General features: G+C 60.2%; 17 protein-coding genes. 7 read left to right on the forward strand and 10 right to left on the reverse strand.

The window, feature by feature from the left end:
* Nucleotides 1-18: 18 nt before the first annotated feature.
* The 4 genes from Q5H89_RS00595 to Q5H89_RS00610 form a co-directional block, all read right to left on the reverse strand.
* Complete coding sequence (locus Q5H89_RS00595; protein WP_305017341.1) at nt 19-954, reverse strand: DMT family transporter; 936 nt, start codon at nt 952-954, stop codon at nt 19-21.
* A 15-nt stretch (nt 955-969) separates the two neighbouring features.
* Nucleotides 970-1,572, reverse strand: coding sequence for a Uma2 family endonuclease (locus Q5H89_RS00600; protein ID WP_305017342.1), 603 nt, complete (start codon nt 1,570-1,572; stop codon nt 970-972).
* 81 nt (nt 1,573-1,653) lie between these two features.
* Nucleotides 1,654-2,115: an SMI1/KNR4 family protein gene (locus tag Q5H89_RS00605; RefSeq protein WP_305017343.1), complete on the reverse strand. Its 462-nt coding sequence runs from the start codon at nt 2,113-2,115 to the stop codon at nt 1,654-1,656.
* An 89-nt stretch (nt 2,116-2,204) separates the two neighbouring features.
* Nucleotides 2,205-4,484: an aconitate hydratase gene (locus tag Q5H89_RS00610; protein WP_305017344.1), complete on the reverse strand. Its 2,280-nt coding sequence runs from the start codon at nt 4,482-4,484 to the stop codon at nt 2,205-2,207.
* Nucleotides 4,485-4,702: 218 nt separating this feature from the next.
* Here Q5H89_RS00610 and Q5H89_RS00615 point away from each other — a divergent pair, with 218 nt between their 5' ends.
* Nucleotides 4,703-6,070 (forward strand): peroxiredoxin family protein, encoded by a 1,368-nt coding sequence (locus tag Q5H89_RS00615; RefSeq protein ID WP_305017345.1) that lies wholly within the window; start codon nt 4,703-4,705, stop codon nt 6,068-6,070.
* 180 nt (nt 6,071-6,250) lie between these two features.
* Nucleotides 6,251-7,693, forward strand: a complete 1,443-nt coding sequence (locus Q5H89_RS00620) for a M48 family metalloprotease (RefSeq protein WP_305017346.1) — start codon at nt 6,251-6,253, stop codon at nt 7,691-7,693.
* Nucleotides 7,694-7,837: 144 nt separating this feature from the next.
* On the opposite strand, the gene Q5H89_RS00625 is transcribed toward Q5H89_RS00620, so the two are convergent.
* Nucleotides 7,838-8,707, reverse strand: a complete 870-nt coding sequence (locus Q5H89_RS00625; RefSeq protein ID WP_305017347.1) for a hypothetical protein — start codon at nt 8,705-8,707, stop codon at nt 7,838-7,840.
* 187 nt (nt 8,708-8,894) lie between these two features.
* On the opposite strand from Q5H89_RS00625, the gene Q5H89_RS00630 reads away from it, so the two are divergent.
* The gene (locus tag Q5H89_RS00630) at nt 8,895-9,761 is read left to right on the forward strand and encodes a DUF7003 family protein (protein ID WP_449271975.1); all 867 of its coding nucleotides are present in this window, start codon (nt 8,895-8,897) and stop codon (nt 9,759-9,761) included.
* Between the two features lie 2 nt (nt 9,762-9,763).
* Here Q5H89_RS00630 and gldG read toward each other — a convergent pair whose 3' ends face one another.
* The 4 genes from gldG to Q5H89_RS00650 all read right to left on the reverse strand — a co-directional run bounded on the left by gldG (nt 9,764) and on the right by Q5H89_RS00650 (nt 14,124).
* Nucleotides 9,764-11,491 (reverse strand): gliding motility-associated ABC transporter substrate-binding protein GldG, encoded by a 1,728-nt coding sequence (gene gldG, locus Q5H89_RS00635; RefSeq protein ID WP_305017349.1) that lies wholly within the window; start codon nt 11,489-11,491, stop codon nt 9,764-9,766.
* A 2-nt stretch (nt 11,492-11,493) separates the two neighbouring features.
* The gene (gene gldF / locus Q5H89_RS00640) at nt 11,494-12,219 is read right to left on the reverse strand and encodes a gliding motility-associated ABC transporter permease subunit GldF (RefSeq protein ID WP_305017350.1); all 726 of its coding nucleotides are present in this window, start codon (nt 12,217-12,219) and stop codon (nt 11,494-11,496) included.
* A gap of 150 nt (nt 12,220-12,369) precedes the next feature.
* Nucleotides 12,370-13,278, reverse strand: coding sequence for a gliding motility-associated ABC transporter ATP-binding subunit GldA (gene gldA / locus Q5H89_RS00645; RefSeq protein ID WP_305017351.1), 909 nt, complete (start codon nt 13,276-13,278; stop codon nt 12,370-12,372).
* 153 nt (nt 13,279-13,431) lie between these two features.
* Nucleotides 13,432-14,124, reverse strand: coding sequence for an SDR family oxidoreductase (locus Q5H89_RS00650; protein ID WP_305017352.1), 693 nt, complete (start codon nt 14,122-14,124; stop codon nt 13,432-13,434).
* A 37-nt stretch (nt 14,125-14,161) separates the two neighbouring features.
* Between Q5H89_RS00650 and Q5H89_RS00655 the strand changes: the two genes are divergently transcribed.
* Entirely contained in the window at nt 14,162-14,938 is a 777-nt protein-coding gene (locus tag Q5H89_RS00655; protein ID WP_305017353.1) for a GIN domain-containing protein, read from the forward strand.
* 17 nt (nt 14,939-14,955) lie between these two features.
* Here Q5H89_RS00655 and Q5H89_RS00660 read toward each other — a convergent pair whose 3' ends face one another.
* A complete protein-coding gene (locus Q5H89_RS00660) occupies nt 14,956-15,669 on the reverse strand; it encodes an SDR family oxidoreductase (protein ID WP_305017354.1) in 714 nt (237 codons plus the stop codon).
* 95 nt (nt 15,670-15,764) lie between these two features.
* On the opposite strand from Q5H89_RS00660, the gene Q5H89_RS00665 reads away from it, so the two are divergent.
* The 3 genes from Q5H89_RS00665 to fabG all read left to right on the forward strand — a co-directional run bounded on the left by Q5H89_RS00665 (nt 15,765) and on the right by fabG (nt 18,244).
* Nucleotides 15,765-16,496, forward strand: a complete 732-nt coding sequence (locus tag Q5H89_RS00665) for an MlaE family ABC transporter permease (protein WP_305017355.1) — start codon at nt 15,765-15,767, stop codon at nt 16,494-16,496.
* A gap of 93 nt (nt 16,497-16,589) precedes the next feature.
* Entirely contained in the window at nt 16,590-17,402 is an 813-nt protein-coding gene (locus Q5H89_RS00670; RefSeq protein ID WP_305017356.1) for an ABC transporter ATP-binding protein, read from the forward strand.
* Between the two features lie 92 nt (nt 17,403-17,494).
* Nucleotides 17,495-18,244, forward strand: a complete 750-nt coding sequence (fabG, locus tag Q5H89_RS00675) for a 3-oxoacyl-[acyl-carrier-protein] reductase (protein WP_305017357.1) — start codon at nt 17,495-17,497, stop codon at nt 18,242-18,244.
* Nucleotides 18,245-18,248: the final 4 nt, after the last annotated feature.

An 18,248-nucleotide genomic window follows, 5' to 3' on the forward strand; every position in this document is an offset into this window, starting at 1 on the left:
TGCCAGATACCCTACAAGCTAGCCCGCTTCGGCCGCCACGGCCGGCCGCTTCCAGCTCAGCAGCAGCACCCCCAGCACTACCAGAACTGTTCCGCCAATTTGGGCCGCAAAAATGGGCTCGTGCAAAAAGAAGTGCGCCTGCGCAATAGTTGATATCGGCCCGATGCCACTGATAATGGCCACATTATTGGACCCAATTTTTTTCAGGCCCTGCGATATCAGAAAAGAAGGCAGCACTGTAGAAAAGATGGCTAGCCCCAGACCGTAGCCCCACAGCGCCCGGCCCGCCACCAGCACCTCGCCCTGGCCCACTAGGGCAAAGTGCACAAAAATGCCTGCCGTAGCCGCCAGCATGGCATAAGCCGTAAACTTATTGGCGCCCACCAGCGGAATTAATTTCCCGCTGCCCGCAATGTACATCGAGTAGGTAATGGCGCACAAAAACACCAGCAAGCTGCCCAGGTACAGCCCGGGCCGGCCGGGGTCCACGGTTATTTCGCCCGCGTAGGCAATGCCAATACCCAGGTACGTGAGCAGCAGCGCCCACTTCTGCACGCCCGTAATGCGCTGCTTGAAAACCAAGGCGTTAATAAACACTACGAAGCTGGGATACAGAAACAATAGCAGCCGCTCCAGCCCCGCCGACACGTATTGCAGGCCGATAAAATCGAGCAAACTGCTTACGTAGTAGCCCAGCGCCCCTAGCAGCGCCACCAGCCCCCACTGCGCCGGCGTCATGCGCACATTGTTTTTCTGGCTCGATACCAGCACGGCCACTCCCGCATAAAACGGCAGCGAAAACACCATGCGCAGCGTGAGCAGCGTCAGCGCATCGGTGTGGGTGGCGCCAAAGGCCAGCTTGACGATAATAGCTTTGGTAGAGAATAAAATCGCCCCAAGCAGCGTGATGACAAAGCCGGCAATGGGCACGGCCGGGCGGGCAGAGGCAGGCATTATAACGAGGCGACGCTAGGCGCGGCGTAGCGGCCGCAGGTCGAGCGCAAAGCCTGGCAGCACCGGCTCGGCGCTCAGCTCACGGTCGAAATCGGCCAATTCCTCCGGGGCTTGGCCGGGGCGATATACGGTTGCCTGCTCGTTGGTGGGGTCGAGCAGGATGCCTAGCTGCACGCCGTTGGCCAGGTAGGCTTCCATTTTGCGGCGCAGGGCGGCCAGCCCATCGGAGGGCGAGCGCACCTCCACTACAAACTGGGGGCAGACCGGCGGAAACCCCTGCCGCTGCGCCTCGCTCAGGCCCTCGAAGGCCGCCCGGCTCAGCCACGCCGCATCGGGCGAGCGAATGGAGCCGTCGGGCAGCACGAAGCCCGCCGACGACTCATACACGTAGCCTAGCCGGTGCTGCCGGTTCCAGAGCATCAATTGAAAAATGATTTCGCTGGACTTGCGACTGGACTCAGACCCGGCGGGCGGCATGGCAATGATGTTATGGTCGGCGGTGCGCTCCAGGCGCAGCGTGGGGTTATGCTGGCAGAGGTCGTAAAACTCCTCATCCGTGAGCCGGGCCAGGGCCGGGCCTTGCAGCAACAGTTGATTATCGAAGTCGGCGAAGGTCATAACAAGAGCAAAACAAAAATATTTTAAATTATTAATTTAAATAAATATTATGCATGATTTTGCGCCTCAAGTAATTCATAATTACAAAAGGGGTAGGCTATCGTTTGACCAGTCGTTAAGACCAGCTGTTCCATAAATACCAGCCAATAGAAAACGCTCTAAGAACTCAGCTAAAGAGTGTGTCATCAAAAGCTTCCTCTCTTCTGAATAAGGATAAAAAATAGAATACGGCGAGGATTCATCGAATCCTGCTTCAACACCCCATAAATCAGAATAGATTAGGTACTCAGCAAAATAACATTGATTATTCGTCTTGGTCGCACAACGCCAATCGTCCATTATTTCTTCTAATGGAATTATTCTGAACAGGTCTTCATCTGATTGAAATCCATTGCTGAAAGAATAAAAACATTTAAAATCATGTGGCAATACCAATCTAGTTTTTGCTTCAAAGGTATCAAAGAGCTGCTGGGTGGCTGCTGGATAAAGGGTGATGTCATTTGGCCCATTTTTTATTCTAGTAATTATCTGCTCTATATTCATAACTCAGACGCGCCGTTAAGAAATACAAACCCAAAACGGCCGCTCCGGTTTCCCGAGGCGGCCGTTAAAGTACCTAGCAAGCGCGGGATTTATACCGCCGCGCCCGTTTCCTGCATCTTGATGAGGTTCAGGGCCGAGCCAGCCTTGAACCAGCCAATCTGGCCTTCGTTGTAGGTGTGGTTGACGGTGATGAGGTCGGTGTCGCCGTCGGCGTGGCGCAGGCGCACTTGCAGCGGCTGGCCGGGCGCGAAGCTCGTGAGGCCGAGGATGTCGATTTGGTCGTCTTCCTCGATAAGGTCGTAATCGTTTTTGTTGGCGAAGGTGAGGGCTAGCATGCCCTGCTTCTTGAGGTTGGTTTCGTGAATGCGGGCGAAGCTTTTTACCAGCACGGCGCGCACGCCGAGGTGGCGGGGCTCCATGGCGGCGTGCTCGCGCGAGCTGCCTTCGCCGTAGTTCTCATCACCCACCACAATGCTGCCGATGCCCAGGCTCTTGAGCACGCGGGCCGCCTGCGGCACCGGCACGTAGGGCGAGCCCTGGGTACCGCTATCCTTCACGGCGTTGGTTTCGCCGGTGTAGGCGTTGGTGGCGCCGATGAGCATGTTGTTGGAAATGTTATCCAGGTGGCCACGGAACTTGAGCCACGGGCCGGCCATCGAAATATGGTCGGTGGTGCATTTGCCAAGTGCCTTAATGAGCACACGCAGGCCTAGCAGGTCGGTACCTTCCCAGGGCTTGAAGGGGTCAAGCAGCTGGAGGCGGTCCGAGTTAGGGTCTACCAGCACCTGCACGGTGCTGCCATCTTCGGCCGGAGCCTGGAAGCCCGCATCTTCTACGGCGTAGCCGGCGGGCGGCATTTCGAGGCCCATCGGCTCGTCAAGCTTCACGGCGCCGTTTTTGCCGGGCAGCGTGTCGGTGAGCGGGTTAAAAGTCAGGTCGCCGGCAATGGCGAAAGCCGTCACGATTTCGGGCGAGGCCACGAACGCGTGGGTGTTCGGGTTGCCGTCGTTGCGCTTGGCAAAGTTGCGGTTGAAGCTCGTGATAATCGAGTTCTTGCGCTTGGGGTCGTCGGTGTGGCGGGCCCACTGGCCGATGCACGGGCCGCAGGCATTGGCCAGCACCACGCCGCCCATTTCGGCAAAGGTGTCGAGCAGGCCGTCGCGGGCCACGGTGTAGCGCACCAGTTCCGAGCCGGGCGTGATGGTGAACTCGGCGGCTACGTGCAAGCCCTTATCCACGGCCTGCTTGGCAATGCTGGCAGCGCGGGTAATATCCTCGTACGACGAGTTGGTGCACGAGCCGATGAGGCCTACCTCCAGTTTCTCGGGCCAGCCGTGCTCTTTTACGGCGGCGGCAAACTGCGAAATCGGCCAGGCGGCGTCCGGCGTGAACGGGCCGTTCACGTAGGGCTCCAGCGTATTGAGGTCGATTTCGATGAGCTGGTCGTAGAACTCGGCGGGGTTGGCGTACACCTCATCGTCGGCGCGCAGGTGCGCGGCCTGGGCCTTGGCTAGCTCCGCGATTTCGGCGCGGCCGGTGCCGCGCAGGTAATCGCCCATTTTCTCATCGTAGCCGAATACCGAGGTCGTAGCCCCAATTTCGGCGCCCATGTTGCAGATGGTGCCTTTGCCGGTGCAGCTCAGGCTTTCCGCGCCTTCGCCGAAGTACTCGACGATGGCGCCGGTGCCGCCCTTCACGGTCAGGATGCCGGCCACGCGCAGAATTACGTCCTTAGCCGACGTCCAGCCGCTCATTTTGCCGGTCAGCTTCACGCCAATCACCTTCGGGAATTTCAACTCCCAGGGCATGCCCGCCATTACGTCCACGGCATCGGCGCCGCCTACGCCAATGGCAATCATACCGAGGCCGCCCGCATTGGGGGTGTGCGAGTCGGTGCCAATCATCATGCCGCCGGGGAAGGCATAGTTTTCCAGCACTACCTGGTGAATGATGCCGGCGCCGGGCTTCCAGAAGCCGATACCATATTTATTGGAAACCGAAGCCAGGAAATCGTAAACTTCGCGGTTTTCGTCGTTGGCAATGGCCAAGTCCTCGGTAGCGCCGTCTTTGGCCTGAATAAGGTGGTCGCAGTGCACGGTGCTAGGCACGGCTACGGTGGCTTTGCCGGCCTGCATAAACTGCAAAAGGGCCATCTGGGCAGTAGCATCCTGCATGGCCACGCGGTCGGGCGCGAAATCGACGTAGCTCACGCCACGCTGGTGCGCTTCGCCCACTTTGCCACCGTAGAGGTGGGCGTAGAGGATTTTTTCGGTGAGCGTGAGCGGGCGGCCAACGGCCGTGCGGGCCGCTTCGATGCGCGAGCCGAGGCCCGCGTACACGGCCCGAATCATATCAAGGTCAAACGCCATAGGAGGGAGAGTGGGTTGTTAGCTTAGGCGCAAAAGTAACGGCCAGCCTAGGCAATTTGGTAGTATCCGGGCGATTTAGGCCGTACTTAGAAATCGTCCAAATAATGCGGGAGCTTTGGCGCCACGCGTGGTCTTTTTACGCAGGCCAGCCCCATTGCAGTCATATTTTATAACCAAGGAGTGGCCGTGCTAGTTTTGGCGGTTCTACCTTGACTTTTATGAAACTCATTCCATATGCCTTAGCGGGCGCGCTAGGAGCTACGCTACTGGCCGGCTGCAATTCGCCTTCTACCTCTGGTGCTACTGAGAAAGCAGCAGTTTCGGCGGCTACCCTGCTCACGCCCGGTCCCTGGCACGGCGAGCTAGCGGCCCAGGGCCAGAAAATTCCGTTTCTATTTGAAGTAAAAACCGAGGCTGACAAGCCCGTAGTGTACCTTATTAATAAGGGCCTGAACGGCGAGGAGCGCCTGCGCTGCGACGAGATTTCGGCGGCCGGCGACTCGGTTACGATTCGGATGCACGTCTTTGACGCGGCGCTAGTGGTGCGGGGCGATGGCCAGGGCAAGCTGAAAGGCACCTGGGTGAAGTATGACTCGAAGACACCTTACCGGGTGCCATTGGTGGCTAGCACTGCTAGCGCCGCTTCAAGTGCAAACCCAAGCGTCACAGACTTATTTGGTGAGGACGATGGGTCAGCGGGCAAGTTTTTACCCGTTTTCCAAGAGTCGATGAAAAAAGGAGCTACCTACAACGTGAAGTTTCAAGACAAGGACGGTAGCTCATATCCTGCGGTTGGGATTATCAAGTATACCCCAGGAGGGACAAACCCGTTGACTGGCACGTTTTTAACTACGACTGGAGATTATCGATACCTAGCAGGCAGCATGGCGTTGCGAAACAAGCAACAGCATCTGCTACTCAGCACTTTCGATGGCAGCCACGCTTTTCTATTTGATGGCGTTTATAAGGAGAAGAATCATAATGTAATTGTCGGCGACTTCTACTCAGGCAAATCGGGCCACGAAACTTGGACGGCTACCCTCGACCCAACCGCCAAGCTGCCCGATGCCGACACGCTTACCTACCTGCGCAAGGGCGAGTCGCGGCTGAACTTCACCTTTCCGAGCATCGTGCCGGGGGCTAGCATTTCTCCTACTGACCCCAAGTACAAGGGAAAGGTGGTAGTGCTGCAGATTCTGGGCTCGTGGTGCCCCAACTGCATGGATGAGACTAACTACCTCGCGCCCTGGTACGCGCAGAACAAGGCGCGCGGCGTCGAGATTATCGGCCTGGGCTACGAGCGCAGCTCCGACTACAAGCAGGCCGCCAGCCGCCTCCAGAACATGCAGAAGCGCTACAACATTGGCTACGACTTGGCCGTGGCCGGCGTATCGAACAAAGACTCGGTGGCGGCCTCGCTGCCGCAGCTGGCGAAGTTTTTAGGCTTCCCAACTACCATTTTCCTGGATAAAAAAGGCGTGGTGCGCAGCATCCGCACGGGCTTTTCGGGGCCGGGCACGGGCCAGTATTACGAGGAAGAAAAGGCCCATTTCAACCGCACCGTGGACAAGCTGCTGAAGGAATAGCGGCCACTGGGCTCATATAACTTTCATTCTGGCTAGCCGTTGTAAGCTCCACCATCTGCCGGGCAGGTGGTGGAGCTTTTGCATTCGGGCCGGGCCTAGCCGGGCGGCACGGCGCTGTTTGGCGCCGCTTTGCTTTGGCCCGACAATTGAATACGCCTGCCTATAACCTACTCTTTTCTCATGTCTGCCCTTTCCCACCGCGTTCTTCGCCCAGCTGCTTTGCTCCTGCTTTTGCCGCTAGCCAGCGCTACGCCTTCGGAGCCGAGCAAGCCGGCCGCCCCGCGCACTACCCTAGCCCGGCCCCAGCAGGGCGCCAAGCCCGACCCGCAGGTTATTGCCCAGTTTGGCCTCTATAACAACCCCAAGCTGCAGGCCTACATCACGCAGCAGGGCAAGCGCATGACGGCCATCTCGGACCGGCCCGGCGACTACGGCTTCACCATCGTCGACTCGCCGGTTATCAACGCCTTTGCCACGCCCGATGGGCACGTGTACTTCACGCGCGGTATCATGGCTTATTTCAATGACGAGGCGCAGTTTACGGGTGTGCTCGGGCACGAGCTAGGGCACATTACGGCGCAGCACGGCAAGAAGCAGCAGCGAAACTCCATCTTTTCCAGCATTTTGGTGGCCGGCGCCACAATAATATCGCCCAATCTGCTGGGCCGCGTGGCGCAGCCCCTGGCGCAGGTGGTGAGCCTTAAATACAGCCGCACCGACGAAAACGAAGCCGATGGCCTGGGCGTGAAATACTCGACCAAAGTCGGGTACGATGCCTCGCACATGGCCAATTTCTTCCAGACCCTGGAGCGCACCGAGGCACAGAGCGGCAGCAGCACGCCTACTTTTCTGTCTACGCACCCCAACTCGGCCGACCGCTACCAGCGGGTGAAGCAGCTCGCCGCCCAGGCCCAGCAAAGCCTCGGCAAGCGCACGCTATTGGTGAACCGCGACAGCTACCTGCGCTCCATCGAAGGGCTGCCGTTTGGCGACGACCCGCGCCAGGGCTTTGTGGAGAACAGCGTGTTTTACCACCCCGATTTGAAATTCCGCTTCCCCATTCCGGCGGGCTGGAAGTCGCAAAACTCGCCCGAGCAGTTTCAGATGGCCGAGCCCAATGGCAAGGCGCTGCTAGCCTTTCTGGGCGTGCCCGGCAGCTCGCTCGATGAGGCGGCCCAGGCCCTGGCCAAGCAAATCGGCATCACGGCCGGCAACGTGCAGCGCACCACCATCAATGGCTTTCCGGCGCTCGTGTTTGAGGGCGACCAGCAGGCTTCGTCCAGTTCCTCGGCCACGCCGGCCCACGTGCAAAGCTTTGTTATTCAAGATGGCAAGTCGTATTTCGCTTTTGTGGGGCTAGCCACGGCAGCCACGTTTGGCACCTACGCGCCGCAGTTTGCCAGCACGGTGCAAGGCTACCAGCGCCTCACGGAGGCCAGCAAGCTCAACCGCCAGCCCGAGCACATCCACATCAAGCAGGTCAAAAGCGCCACTACGCTTTCGGCGGCCCTCACGGCCAACGGCGTGCCCGGCAAGCGCCTCGAAGAAGAAGCCATCCTCAACGGGATGCAGCTTACCGACCGCCTGGCTCCCGGCACCTTGTTTAAGGTAATCGGCCAGTAAATCAGGCGATTGCAAAGAGGTAGGCCCGTCATGCTGAGCTTGCCGAAGCATCTTGGTCGCCTCGTTAGGACAAGTATCCTAGCGGTGTGACCAAGATGCTTCGGCAAGCTCAGCATGACGAGCGTGTTTTTATTGGCAACTGCTTTACTGGCCCGCTAGCTGGGCGCTGGTTTTCAGGGTGAAGGTCTGGAACGTGTCGCCGCCGCCCCGGTAGGCCCCGCGCATGCCACCGCCGCCGTAGCCACCGCGCATACCGCCGTAGCCGCCGCCATAGCCGCCCATACCGCCGCCCTGCGGGCCCACCACGCTCATATCCGACGACTGGCTGCCGGGCGCGGGCTTGGGCTTTTGGCCGGCCATCCACACGCCTACCGTGGCTACCTGGCCGCTAGCCAGGGCCGGCACCCGCCGGTACAGCAGGCGCAGCGGCACGGCCAGCTCGTAGATGAGGTTGTTGCGCGCGTCGAGGCCAATGGCGGCTTTCACCCCTAATCGGGCTTCCGAATCGGTAAGCACGGGCTCCTTGCTGCCGCGGTAGTTGAGCAGCTCCATCTGGTTGGCCCCGGTAATGATGCCGCGCAGGCGGTTGAGGTGGTCCTGCTGGCGCTCGGCGGCCGAGGGGCCCATGGCCCCGGCCGGCCGCTCGGCGGGCGCCTTAATGGTGCTCAGGTCGATGGGCAGCGGAAACCGCACCCCTAGCTGCTGCTGGTTGCGGCCCGTCGAGTCGAGCCACACCACCATGCCGAGGTAGGCCATCTTGGCCTGCGTAGGCATGTCGGCGGCCTTCAGGCGCACGTACACTGTGCGCGCATCGTTGAGCACTTGGTACTGCAAGTGGCTGTTGGCATCGTATTGCAGCGAGTCGGTCCACTCGGTGGCCTTGCCGTCGATGGTAGGCGGCGTGGCTACGAAGCGGCTAGCCACCTTGCTGGCTACTACTGGTTGTTTGCCAGCGTCCGTTTGCGCCGTTTTCTGGGAAGTAGCGCAGGCAGTCAGGTACGCAGCGGGTAGCACAAGGAGCAGTGACGGTGACAGACGCATAGCAAGAAGGATAGGAGAAAGCACAAAGCTACGCGGCAGCCTTGAGCGGCCGATGAACTGCTCGGCGCAATCACTTATGTCCCCACTTGGCGCGCCATCACCAAAGCCCAGATATTTTTGCGCGGCCCGCTCACCTGTCCTACTTTCTTGGCTACGTCCTATGCTTGCTGCCCAGCAGATTCTTCACGCCCTAGACCATTCGAACGATAACTATTACTGTTCTTTCGTTGAGCTTGGCCATGCTTACTCCTACTTGATTGACAGCCGCTTAAATTTATTTCGCGCCCAAGACCAATGGGCCATCGCAGTAGAGCGGCTAGGCTATAGCCCGCGGGCCGGCTCCATTGGGCTGGAACTATTTTATTACGGTAACTGCCTGGTGAATCTCGAAGAATACAACAACCGCCAGACCAACTACTACGCGCTCGATGTCATTGATTGGGCGAGTTGGCAGGCAGCTACCAAGGATGAGCTACTAGACCCAGCCGCCGAAACCATCCTCGTTCGCAATACGCCAGTCAGGCTCACGCATGACAAAGCAGCTTATGCCCAGGCGGGCATTGAGCTAGTAGCGTATGAGCCCGACCGCATTACGCCGGATGAGATAGGCCGGCTGCTCGTTCTAACCCACGCTCCCTTGTTTCGGGCTACCGATGCAGAGTTGCATAAATCCATCCCGGCCAATCTTGAAAAGATTTTGGTGCTGGATGAATGGTACCACAAGGACTTTGTAGACTCGCCAGTGGTTGAGTTGTCGCCCGGGCAACTCACTGACACCTACGAGTTGAACAAAGCAAACCTGGCACCTCAAGGCATCAGCCAAGGCGACTTGGCTAGCCTCATAGCCGCCCAAAACCAACGAATGATGCAGCAAAACCTGGAAGCCTGGGAGCAGCACCGCCCCAGCAGCTACGAAACCTGGCCGCAGCTGGCACAGGTATTAGCCACGGGCGATGTGAGCTACTACCGCCCTACGCTACCGCCCAATACGCACTGGCGCAATTGGCCCGAATCTGGTTCGCTGTAGCACTAAAAGCGCGCGTAGCGGCGCTTGCGGCGCCAGGCCCGCACCGCGCCAAAGGCGGCCAGCAGCACCAGCGGCGCCCCGATATTGAGCAGCTGCCAGGGCCGGCGGTGGTCGGCTAGCTGCACCTTATCGAGCGGGCGCAGGGTTATTTGCTTGCCGCGCACGGCAATGAGGCCGGTTTCGTCGAGCAGGTAGTCGGTGGCGTTCAAAATCAACTCGCGGTTGGCAAACTCAGTATTAGCCAGCCGGTCGAAGCCCAGGCGGAAGGGCCGGCCGCTCTTGGGGTCCACGTCGTTGCGCAGGAAATCGCCGTCCGAGATGACGAGGATTTTGCTAGGGGCCGCGTTGGGGTTCTGGTCGGGCTGGTACTGGGTGGTGCCCGGCGCGGCGCGGTTGGCAAAGAGCGAGCGAAACGTGCCTTCCAGCAGGTAACCAACTGGCTGGTAGCTGTTCTGGTACAGCTTAGGGTTGGGCTCCAGGCGGGCGTCGTTGAAGTTGATGGGCACCGGCGCGGGCAGGCGGCGCGTGTAGCGCGAGGTAGTCATGAGCAGCGTTTTGCGGATACCGGCCGCTTTCACGGTGTCGATATTGCCCACAAATTTCATGTACACCGCATCCAGGTTGCGCGTTATCGGGCTGGGGCTGAAGCGGTTGATGAGCGGGTAAAGCTGCCAGGGCAGCGGCTCAATCTTGGGCTTGTTGCCGGTCATACCCGTCACGAGCGGAATCTGGCCGCAGTTTAGGTCGAGCAGCAGGTTCGGGTTCAGGCGCACGCCGTAGCGAAACAGCAGGTCGTCGAGATTCAGGTTGTAGGGCGTGGCTAGGGCCGCGCCGTTGCGGCTCACGCTGTCGAGGTCCACCCGCAGGGCATCCACAAAAAACAGGGCCCGCCCGCCGTGGGTGATGAACTGGTCGAGGCGAAACTTCTCCTCCTCCGAATAAGGCTGCGTGGGCTTGGCAATCACCACGGCATCGAGGTTGCCGCGCAGGTCCTTCACCTGGCTCAGGTTCACCCGGAACACGTCGTAGTTCTGCTGCCACGAAGTCAGGATATCGCCCATCTGGGCATTGTCCAGCTCGCCGTGGCCCGTGATAACCCCCAGCCGGCGCTTGGCGCCACCGGGCGGCGCCACCTGCCGGATGGTGCTGGCCAGCTCATACTCCAGCCCCTCAATGCTCTGGTTGAGGCGCTGCTCGGGGCTGGCCACCTGGCTGCCGCGCAGCAACAGCACATTGCGCGTTTGGCCACCGGCCTGCACCACGGCCCACGGGAAAATGATTTTCTCGACCCGCTTGCCGTTCTCATTCGCCCCGAGGTTGGTGGGCTTCAGGCCTTTCTTAAAAAGCGTTTCGTAGAATTTGTTGCGACCCGCTTCGGTGCCGGCCGCACTGGGGTCGATAAAGATAAAATTCAGATTACCACCGCCGTACACCTGCATCTCGTTCAGGGTTTCGCGCACGCCCTGCGCCAGGCGGCGGAAGGTGGGCGGAAAATCGCCGGCCAAATACACCGTGATAGTAACGGGCTGCTTGAGATTGGTGAGCAGCGTTTTGGTAGCCGGCGACATGGTGTAGCGCTTTTCCTCCGTCAGGTCGAGGCGAAAGAAAAACTGCTGGGCAATGAAATTCAGCACCAGCAAACCGCCCACAATGGCGGCAAAGCGGAGCAAATCCTGGCGCTTGCGCGAGGCGGCCGGGGCCGGGGTGAGGGTCGGAGTAGTCGCTTCCATGCTTACCAGGTGCGGCTGCGGAGGGCTAGCCGGGTACCCAGCAGGGCCACGGCTACCACGGTGAGAAAATAAAGCACGTCGCGCGAGTCAATCAGTCCCTTGCTGAGGTCGCGGTAGTGCGCCGCGATGCCGAGCTGGCTCACGTAGTAAGCCGGCGCGCCTTCCAGGATGGAGGCCACCGAATCGAAGCCGGTATAGACTAAGAAACAGGCCACTACGGCCAGCACAAAGGCAATAATCTGGTCGCGGGTGAGGGCCGAGGCCAGCACGCCCAGCGCCGAAAACACGGCCGCCAGCAGGGCCAGCCCCAGGTACGAGCCCACCGTGGCTGCCGAGTCGATGTTGCCGGGCGGCGAGCCCAGCTTATACACCGAGAAGTAATAGAGCAGCGTCGGCACCAGCGCCAGCAGGGCTAGCAGCAGGCAGGCCAGGTACTTACCGCCCACAATCTGCCCATCGGTGAGCGGGCGCGTGAGCAGCAGCTCAATGGTACCAGCCTTCTTCTCCTCGGCAAAGGTGCGCATGGTGATGGCCGGAATCAGCAGCAAAAACAGCCACGGCGCCAGGTTGAACAGCGATTGCAAATCGGCGTAGCCGTAGTCGAGCACGCTGCTGTCGGGGAAAACCCAGACAAACAGCCCCGTCGCCACCAGAAACACGCCGATGACGACGTAGGCCACCGGCGAGTTGAGGAAGGCGTTAAATTCTTTTCGTAGGATGGTGATCATCTAATTCTCTACAAGGTGAGCGTCCTCACATGTTGTCCTTGCGAGCACAGCGCGGCAATTATACCCGAACGACACCCGAACGACTCGTTCTGGGGCGATTGCCGCGCTGCGCTCGCAATGACAAACGATTTTATGGTTCAGATTTATTTACTACTTCGTCAACTCCCCAAACACCGCTTCCAGGGTCTGCTGCTCCTGGCGCAGGCCTAGCAGCAGCCAGCCTTGCTCCACGGCGAGGCGCGACACGGCGGCGCGCACGTCGGTGCCCGGCGCGGTGCGGATGAGCACCACGCCCGGCCCGGCGGCCTCCACGCCGCGCACGCCCGGCAGGGCGGCCAGCGGGGCGGTGGCTACGGCGCCCTCAAACTCGGCGCGGAGCACGGTTTCGCCGGCGGCGCGGGCGGCCAGCTCGGCCACGGGTGCATCGGCCACGAGCTTGCCGCGGCTGATGATGACCACGCGCGAGCACAGCGCCGTGACTTCGGGCAGGATGTGGGTACTGAAAATGACCGTCTTATCCTCCCCCAGCTCGCGGATGAGCTGGCGAATTTCGCCAATCTGATTGGGGTCGAGGCCGGTAGTGGGTTCGTCGAGGATGAGCACTTCGGGGTCGTGCACCAGGGCCTGGGCTAGGCCCACGCGCTGGCGGTAGCCCTTGCTGAGAGCCCCGATTTGCTTGTTCTGCTCGCGGGTGAGGCCAACTTTCTGCACCAGCTGGGCCACGCGCTGGCGCAGCTCGCGGCCCGCCAGGCCGTGCACCGAGCCGATAAATTCGAGGTACTCGTGCACGTACATGTCGAGGTAGAGCGGGTTGTGCTCGGGCAGGTAGCCCACGCGGCGGCGCACGGCCAGCGGGTCTTGCTGCACGTCGAAGCCGCCGATGCGCACCGTGCCAGCCGTGGGCGGCAGGTAGCCGAGCGCGATTTTCATGGTCGTGCTCTTGCCCGCGCCGTTCGGCCCTAGGAAGCCCACGATTTCGCCCTTATCGGCCCGAAAGCTGATATCGTCTACGGCGTTTTGGGCACCGTAGGTTTTGATTAGGTGTTCTACTTCAACCATTCAGGCTTCGTATTTAAAGTCCAACGTCCGTCATGCTGAACGCAGTGAAGCATCTTGCTAGCTTCGTTATTAACGGTTGATAATACTGCGCCACGCAAGATGCTTCCTTCGTCAGCATGACGAACGTAGTACTATTGACCAAGAGTAAGTTACTTACTTAACATTAGCCGGCCGCATCTGAATTTCCGATACCATGGTGGCATCGGGCGCTTCCAGGGCGTGCACAATGGCGGCGGCAATGTCCTGGGGCTGCATCTTGTGGGGGTCGGGCTGCTCGCCGGGCTGGGCGCCGTTGAAGTTGGTTTCGACCGAGCCGGGCATCACGCAGGTGACCTTGATGCCATCGGGCCGCAACTCTTTAAATAGCGCGTCGGAGAAGCCGCGCACGGCGTACTTGGTGGCGCAGTAGCCCGCCAGGTTGGCCGTGCCGGCCGTGGCGGCCAGCGAGGCTACGTTGATGAGATGGCCGGCGTGCTGTCTTTTCATGGTCGGCAGCACGGCGCGGGTGCAGTAGAACAGGCCGTTGACGTTGGTATCGAACATGGCGTGCCAGTCTTCCGATTTGAACCCGTCGATGGGGCCGAAGACCCCTAGCCCGGCATTATTTACCAGCACGTGGATTTTGGGGCCTAGCTCGCGCTGGGTGTTGGTGAATGCTTCGGCCACGGCGTGCTCGTCGCGCACATCGCATTCAAAAAACTGGAAGCGGTCATGGGTCAGGCCCTCGGGCGCGTGGCGGCCCCAGCCGGCCACGGCCGCGCCCCGCGCCAGCAACGCCTCGGCCGTGGCGCGGCCAATGCCGCTGCTCACGCCCGTTACAATGGCTACTTTCCCGCTCAGGTTCATAATTTCAGGCAAAAATTGACGGATGCGACTGCGAATAATGCCACAAAGTAACGCGCTGGCCGGGCTGCGTGGGCTAGCCGCCTTGCTAAGCGGTAGCCTGGCGCTGGCCGCGTGCAGCGCCGACCACGACACGGACTGCCTCAAAAGCAACGGCCCGGTCGTCACCGAGCGCCGCGCCGTCGACCGCCGCCTCACTACCGTGGTGGTCTACAACAACGTGGACCTGACCATTGTGCCCGACACCGCCACCTACGCCGAAGTGCGGGCCGGCGAAAACGTGATGAAGGATATCGAGTTTTCGAACCCCAGCAGCCCCCAGCAGCTCGTTATTAAAAACACCAGCCGCTGCAACTGGGTGCGCAGCTACGACACGCCCCGCGAGGTGCGCCTGCACGTGGCTAGGCCCCACCGCAGCTTCGACATCGAGCAGTATGGCTACGGCCTGATAACCACCGAGGGTCAGTGGGCGCAGGACACGCTGTTTCTGCGCCTCTGGAGCACGGGCGACTTCAACATGAACCTGCGCTCGACCTACCTGTACATCGACAGCTACGACGCGGGCGACATCACCTTGCACGGCACGGCCGAGGATTTTCACCCCAATTTTGGCAGCAACGGCTTCCTCTTTGCCAGCGACCTCGACACGCGCTACTGCTACTTCTACACCTACCGCGAGTGGATAGGCGACATGCACGTGCGCAGCCACCAAAACCTGGGCGGCACCCTCAACGGCACCGGCCGGCTCTTCTACAGTGGCAACCCGTCGCTGGTGGTGCTGAAAGGGCCCAATGCCAGCAATGCCTTCAAGGAGTAGGCTGCGTTTGATTTAACCTACAGTAAATCACCAAGCTGCGGGCGAATGAGCAGCTCTTCTACCACGGCCTGGGGCGAGAGCCGGAAGGCCCCTAGCACGGCGGCGGCCACGTCGGCGGGGTCAATAAAGCGCTCGGGGGGCAGGCCGGCGCCGTCCCAGCTGCGGGTGAGCGTGGCGCCGGGCAGCACGGCCGTCACGCGCAGGCCCTGGGCTTTCACTTCCTCGCGCAGGGTTTTGGTGTAGCCGAGCAGGGCGAACTTGGCCACGCCGTAGGAGCCGCCGTTGGGGTACGGCATGATGCTGGCCGTGGAGCACACCGTGAAGATGTGGCCCCGGCCCTGGGCCAGCAGCGTGGGCAGCAGCGCGCGCGTCACATCATACGCACTCAGCAGGTTGACACTCAGCATTTCGCGCAGCCGCGAGCCATCGGCGGGCTCGTCCTGGAAGCGGCCGGGCACGTAGTAGCCGGCGTTGTTGATGAGCGCGGCCACGGGCAGCCCCAGCCCCAGCGCAAAGTGGGCAAAGCGCTGGCAATCGGCGGGCTGGCTGAGGTCGGCGGCTAGGGTGTGCAGGGCTGCGCCGGGCTGCGCGGCGGCCAGGGCGGCTAAATCTTCGGCCCGGCGGGCGCAGGTGGCCACCGTAAACCCGGCGGCTAAGAAACTCACTACCAAGGCCCGCCCTATCCCCTGGCTGCCCCCGGTTATCACGACTAACTCTGCGGTTGCGGTCACTATTTTCTGGGTTTGTACGTAAGAGGCGCAAAGATGCCCCGCCGCCGCCGGCCGGGGCTAGCCGGGCCGGTTCAAGCAGCCCATTTCCTTCCTATATGTTCAAAATTTTTGGCTCATTCGTACTTTTTCTCTACAACATGGTGGCGCGCGCCGAGCGGCTGAAAGTGTTGTGGACGCGCTTTTTTGAAGAGGCTACGCTTATCGGCGTCAACTCTATCTTCATCGTGGGCATTGTGTCGGCCTTTATCGGGGCCGTAACCTGCATCCAGATTGCTTATAACCTCACCAACCCGCTCATCCCAAAGTCGACCATCGGCTACATGGTGCGCGAAATGACCATTCTGGAGCTAGCCCCCACCATCACGAGCATTGTGCTGGCGGGCAAAGTGGGCTCCTCCATCGCGGGTGGGCTGGGCACCATGCGCATCACCGAGCAGATTTCGGCGCTCGAGGTAATGGGCATTAACACGACCTCTTACCTGGTGCTGCCGCGCATTCTGGCGGCCATGCTCATGTTTCCGCTGCTGGTTATCTTGGCCATGGCGCTCAGCATTTTGGGTGGCTACATTGCCGGCACGCTGTCGGGCGTAATGGCCCCGCAGGATTACATCGAGGGCATTCGCACCGATTTCATTCCTTATAACATTGTTTTTGCGCTGATTAAGGCCGTGGTTTTTGCCTTCCTCGTGTCGGGCATCTCGGCTTTCAAAGGCTACTACACCGAAGGCGGTGCGCTGGAAGTAGGTGCTGCCAGCACCTCGGCCGTTACCAATTCCATCATCGCCATTCTGCTCGCCGACTACGTGCTGGCTGCCATCCTGCTCTAAGGCCAGGCACCAAACTAATCCCTGGCAGGCCTGGTTAAGCCTTAATAAGCCGCAAGCACTGCCGCAACTCGGTGTAGCCGCTTCTTCCTTATCATGATTGAAATATCCAACCTCGAAAAATCTTTCGACGGCAACCAAGTGCTCAAAGGCATTAGCTGCACCCTCGAAACCGGTAAGTGCAACCTGCTGCTAGGGGGCTCGGGCACGGGCAAAAGCGTGCTGCTCTCGTGCATTGTGGGCCTGATGAAGCCCGACCTCGGCTCCATCACCTTCGATGGCACGGTGTATACCAACTCGAAAGTGGACATTCGCCAGGAAATCCGCCGTAAAATCGGGATGCTGTTCCAGGGTTCCGCCCTGTTCGATTCGATGACGGTGGCCAAAAACGTGGAGTTTCCGCTGCAAATGCTGACGCCCGACATGACCCCGGAGGAGCGCCGCGACCGCGTGGAGTTTTGTCTAAAGCGCGTGGGCCTCGAAAACGCGGGCAATAAGATGCCTTCCGAAATATCGGGCGGCATGAAGAAGCGCGTGGGTATTGCCCGCGCCATTGCCCCCAACTGTACCTACCTGTTTTGCGACGAGCCTAACTCGGGCCTGGACCCAGCCACGAGCATTAAGATTGACGAGCTGATTTACGAAATCACGCACGAATACAACATCACCACGGCCATCATCACCCACGATATGAACTCGGTGGTGGGTATTGGCGACCACATTATTTTCCTGCACCAGGGCAAAAAGCTGTGGGACGGCGACAAAGAGCACATCCTGAACGCCGAGGTTCCCGAGCTGCGCGAGTTTATTTTCAGCTCGTCGCTGGTGCGCGCCGCCAAGCGCATCGAGCAGGAAGACGGCCCGCAGGGCCTGGAGCACCTGGCCGCCGAGCCGCTATCGGAAGTATAAATTCCTTACAATCAGCAGTTAATGGCTAGTCCCTACCGAGATAGTACTCGGCGGGGGCTAGCCATTACACGTTGAGTGCTAATCTTTGCCCCATGAATCAAACTCTTGCTGGAAAAGTAGCCCTCATCACCGGGGCCTCGAAAGGAATTGGCCGCGCCATCGCCACGCTGTTTGCCCAGCAGGGCGCGCAGGTAGCGTTCACCTATCTATCGTCGGTTGAGAAGGGCCAGGCCCTCGAAACCGAGCTGGCCGCCCACGGCACCAAAGTAAAGGGCTACCGCTCCGATGCTTCCGACTTCGCCCAGGCCGAAAAGCTGATTGACGACGTAGTAGCCGAGTTTGGCAAGCTGGATATCGTGGTCAACAACGCCGGCATCACCCAGGATGGCCTGCTCATGCGCATGAGCGAAGCCCAGTGGGACAACGTGCTGAATGTGAACTTAAAGTCAGTTTTCAATCTCACCAAAGCCGCCACCAAGCCCATGATGCGTGCCAAGGCTGGCAGCATTATCAACATGACCTCGGTGGTGGGCATTAAGGGTAACGCTGGCCAAGCCAACTACGCCGCCAGCAAGGCCGGCATCATCGGCTTCACCAAGTCGGTGGCCCTGGAGCTGGGCTCGCGCAATATTCGCTGCAACGCCATTGCCCCAGGCTTTATCGAAACCGAAATGACCGACGCGCTCGACCAGAAGCAGGTAGACGAGTGGCGCAAAGCCATCCCGCTCAAGCGCGGCGGCTCGCCCGAGGACGTGGCCAAGGCCACGGCGTTTCTGGCTTCGGACGATTCGGCCTACATCACCGGCCAGGTGTTGCAGGTAGACGGCGGCATGCTGACCTAGGAAA

Origin of the sequence: Hymenobacter cheonanensis, assembly GCF_030581075.1 — a bacterium.
Classification (GTDB): domain Bacteria; phylum Bacteroidota; class Bacteroidia; order Cytophagales; family Hymenobacteraceae; genus Hymenobacter.

Bases quoted from the DNA above. Each gene is read 5' to 3' on its own strand.
- Q5H89_RS00595 (WP_305017341.1), bottom strand. From the start codon at position 954: ATGCCTGCCTCTGCCCGCCCGGCCGTGCCCATTGCCGGCTTTGTCATC.
- Q5H89_RS00600 (WP_305017342.1), bottom strand. From the start codon at position 1,572: ATGACCTTCGCCGACTTCGATAATCAACTGTTGCTGCAAGGCCCGGCC.
- Q5H89_RS00605 (WP_305017343.1), bottom strand. From the start codon at position 2,115: ATGAATATAGAGCAGATAATTACTAGAATAAAAAATGGGCCAAATGAC.
- Q5H89_RS00610 (WP_305017344.1), bottom strand. From the start codon at position 4,484: ATGGCGTTTGACCTTGATATGATTCGGGCCGTGTACGCGGGCCTCGGC.
- Q5H89_RS00615 (WP_305017345.1), top strand. From the start codon at position 4,703: ATGAAACTCATTCCATATGCCTTAGCGGGCGCGCTAGGAGCTACGCTA.
- Q5H89_RS00620 (WP_305017346.1), top strand. From the start codon at position 6,251: ATGTCTGCCCTTTCCCACCGCGTTCTTCGCCCAGCTGCTTTGCTCCTG.
- Q5H89_RS00630 (WP_449271975.1), top strand. From the start codon at position 8,895: ATGCTTGCTGCCCAGCAGATTCTTCACGCCCTAGACCATTCGAACGAT.
- gldG (WP_305017349.1), bottom strand. From the start codon at position 11,491: ATGGAAGCGACTACTCCGACCCTCACCCCGGCCCCGGCCGCCTCGCGC.
- gldF (WP_305017350.1), bottom strand. From the start codon at position 12,219: ATGATCACCATCCTACGAAAAGAATTTAACGCCTTCCTCAACTCGCCG.
- gldA (WP_305017351.1), bottom strand. From the start codon at position 13,278: ATGGTTGAAGTAGAACACCTAATCAAAACCTACGGTGCCCAAAACGCC.
- Q5H89_RS00650 (WP_305017352.1), bottom strand. From the start codon at position 14,124: ATGAACCTGAGCGGGAAAGTAGCCATTGTAACGGGCGTGAGCAGCGGC.
- Q5H89_RS00655 (WP_305017353.1), top strand. From the start codon at position 14,162: ATGCCACAAAGTAACGCGCTGGCCGGGCTGCGTGGGCTAGCCGCCTTG.
- Q5H89_RS00665 (WP_305017355.1), top strand. From the start codon at position 15,765: ATGTTCAAAATTTTTGGCTCATTCGTACTTTTTCTCTACAACATGGTG.
- Q5H89_RS00670 (WP_305017356.1), top strand. From the start codon at position 16,590: ATGATTGAAATATCCAACCTCGAAAAATCTTTCGACGGCAACCAAGTG.
- fabG (WP_305017357.1), top strand. From the start codon at position 17,495: ATGAATCAAACTCTTGCTGGAAAAGTAGCCCTCATCACCGGGGCCTCG.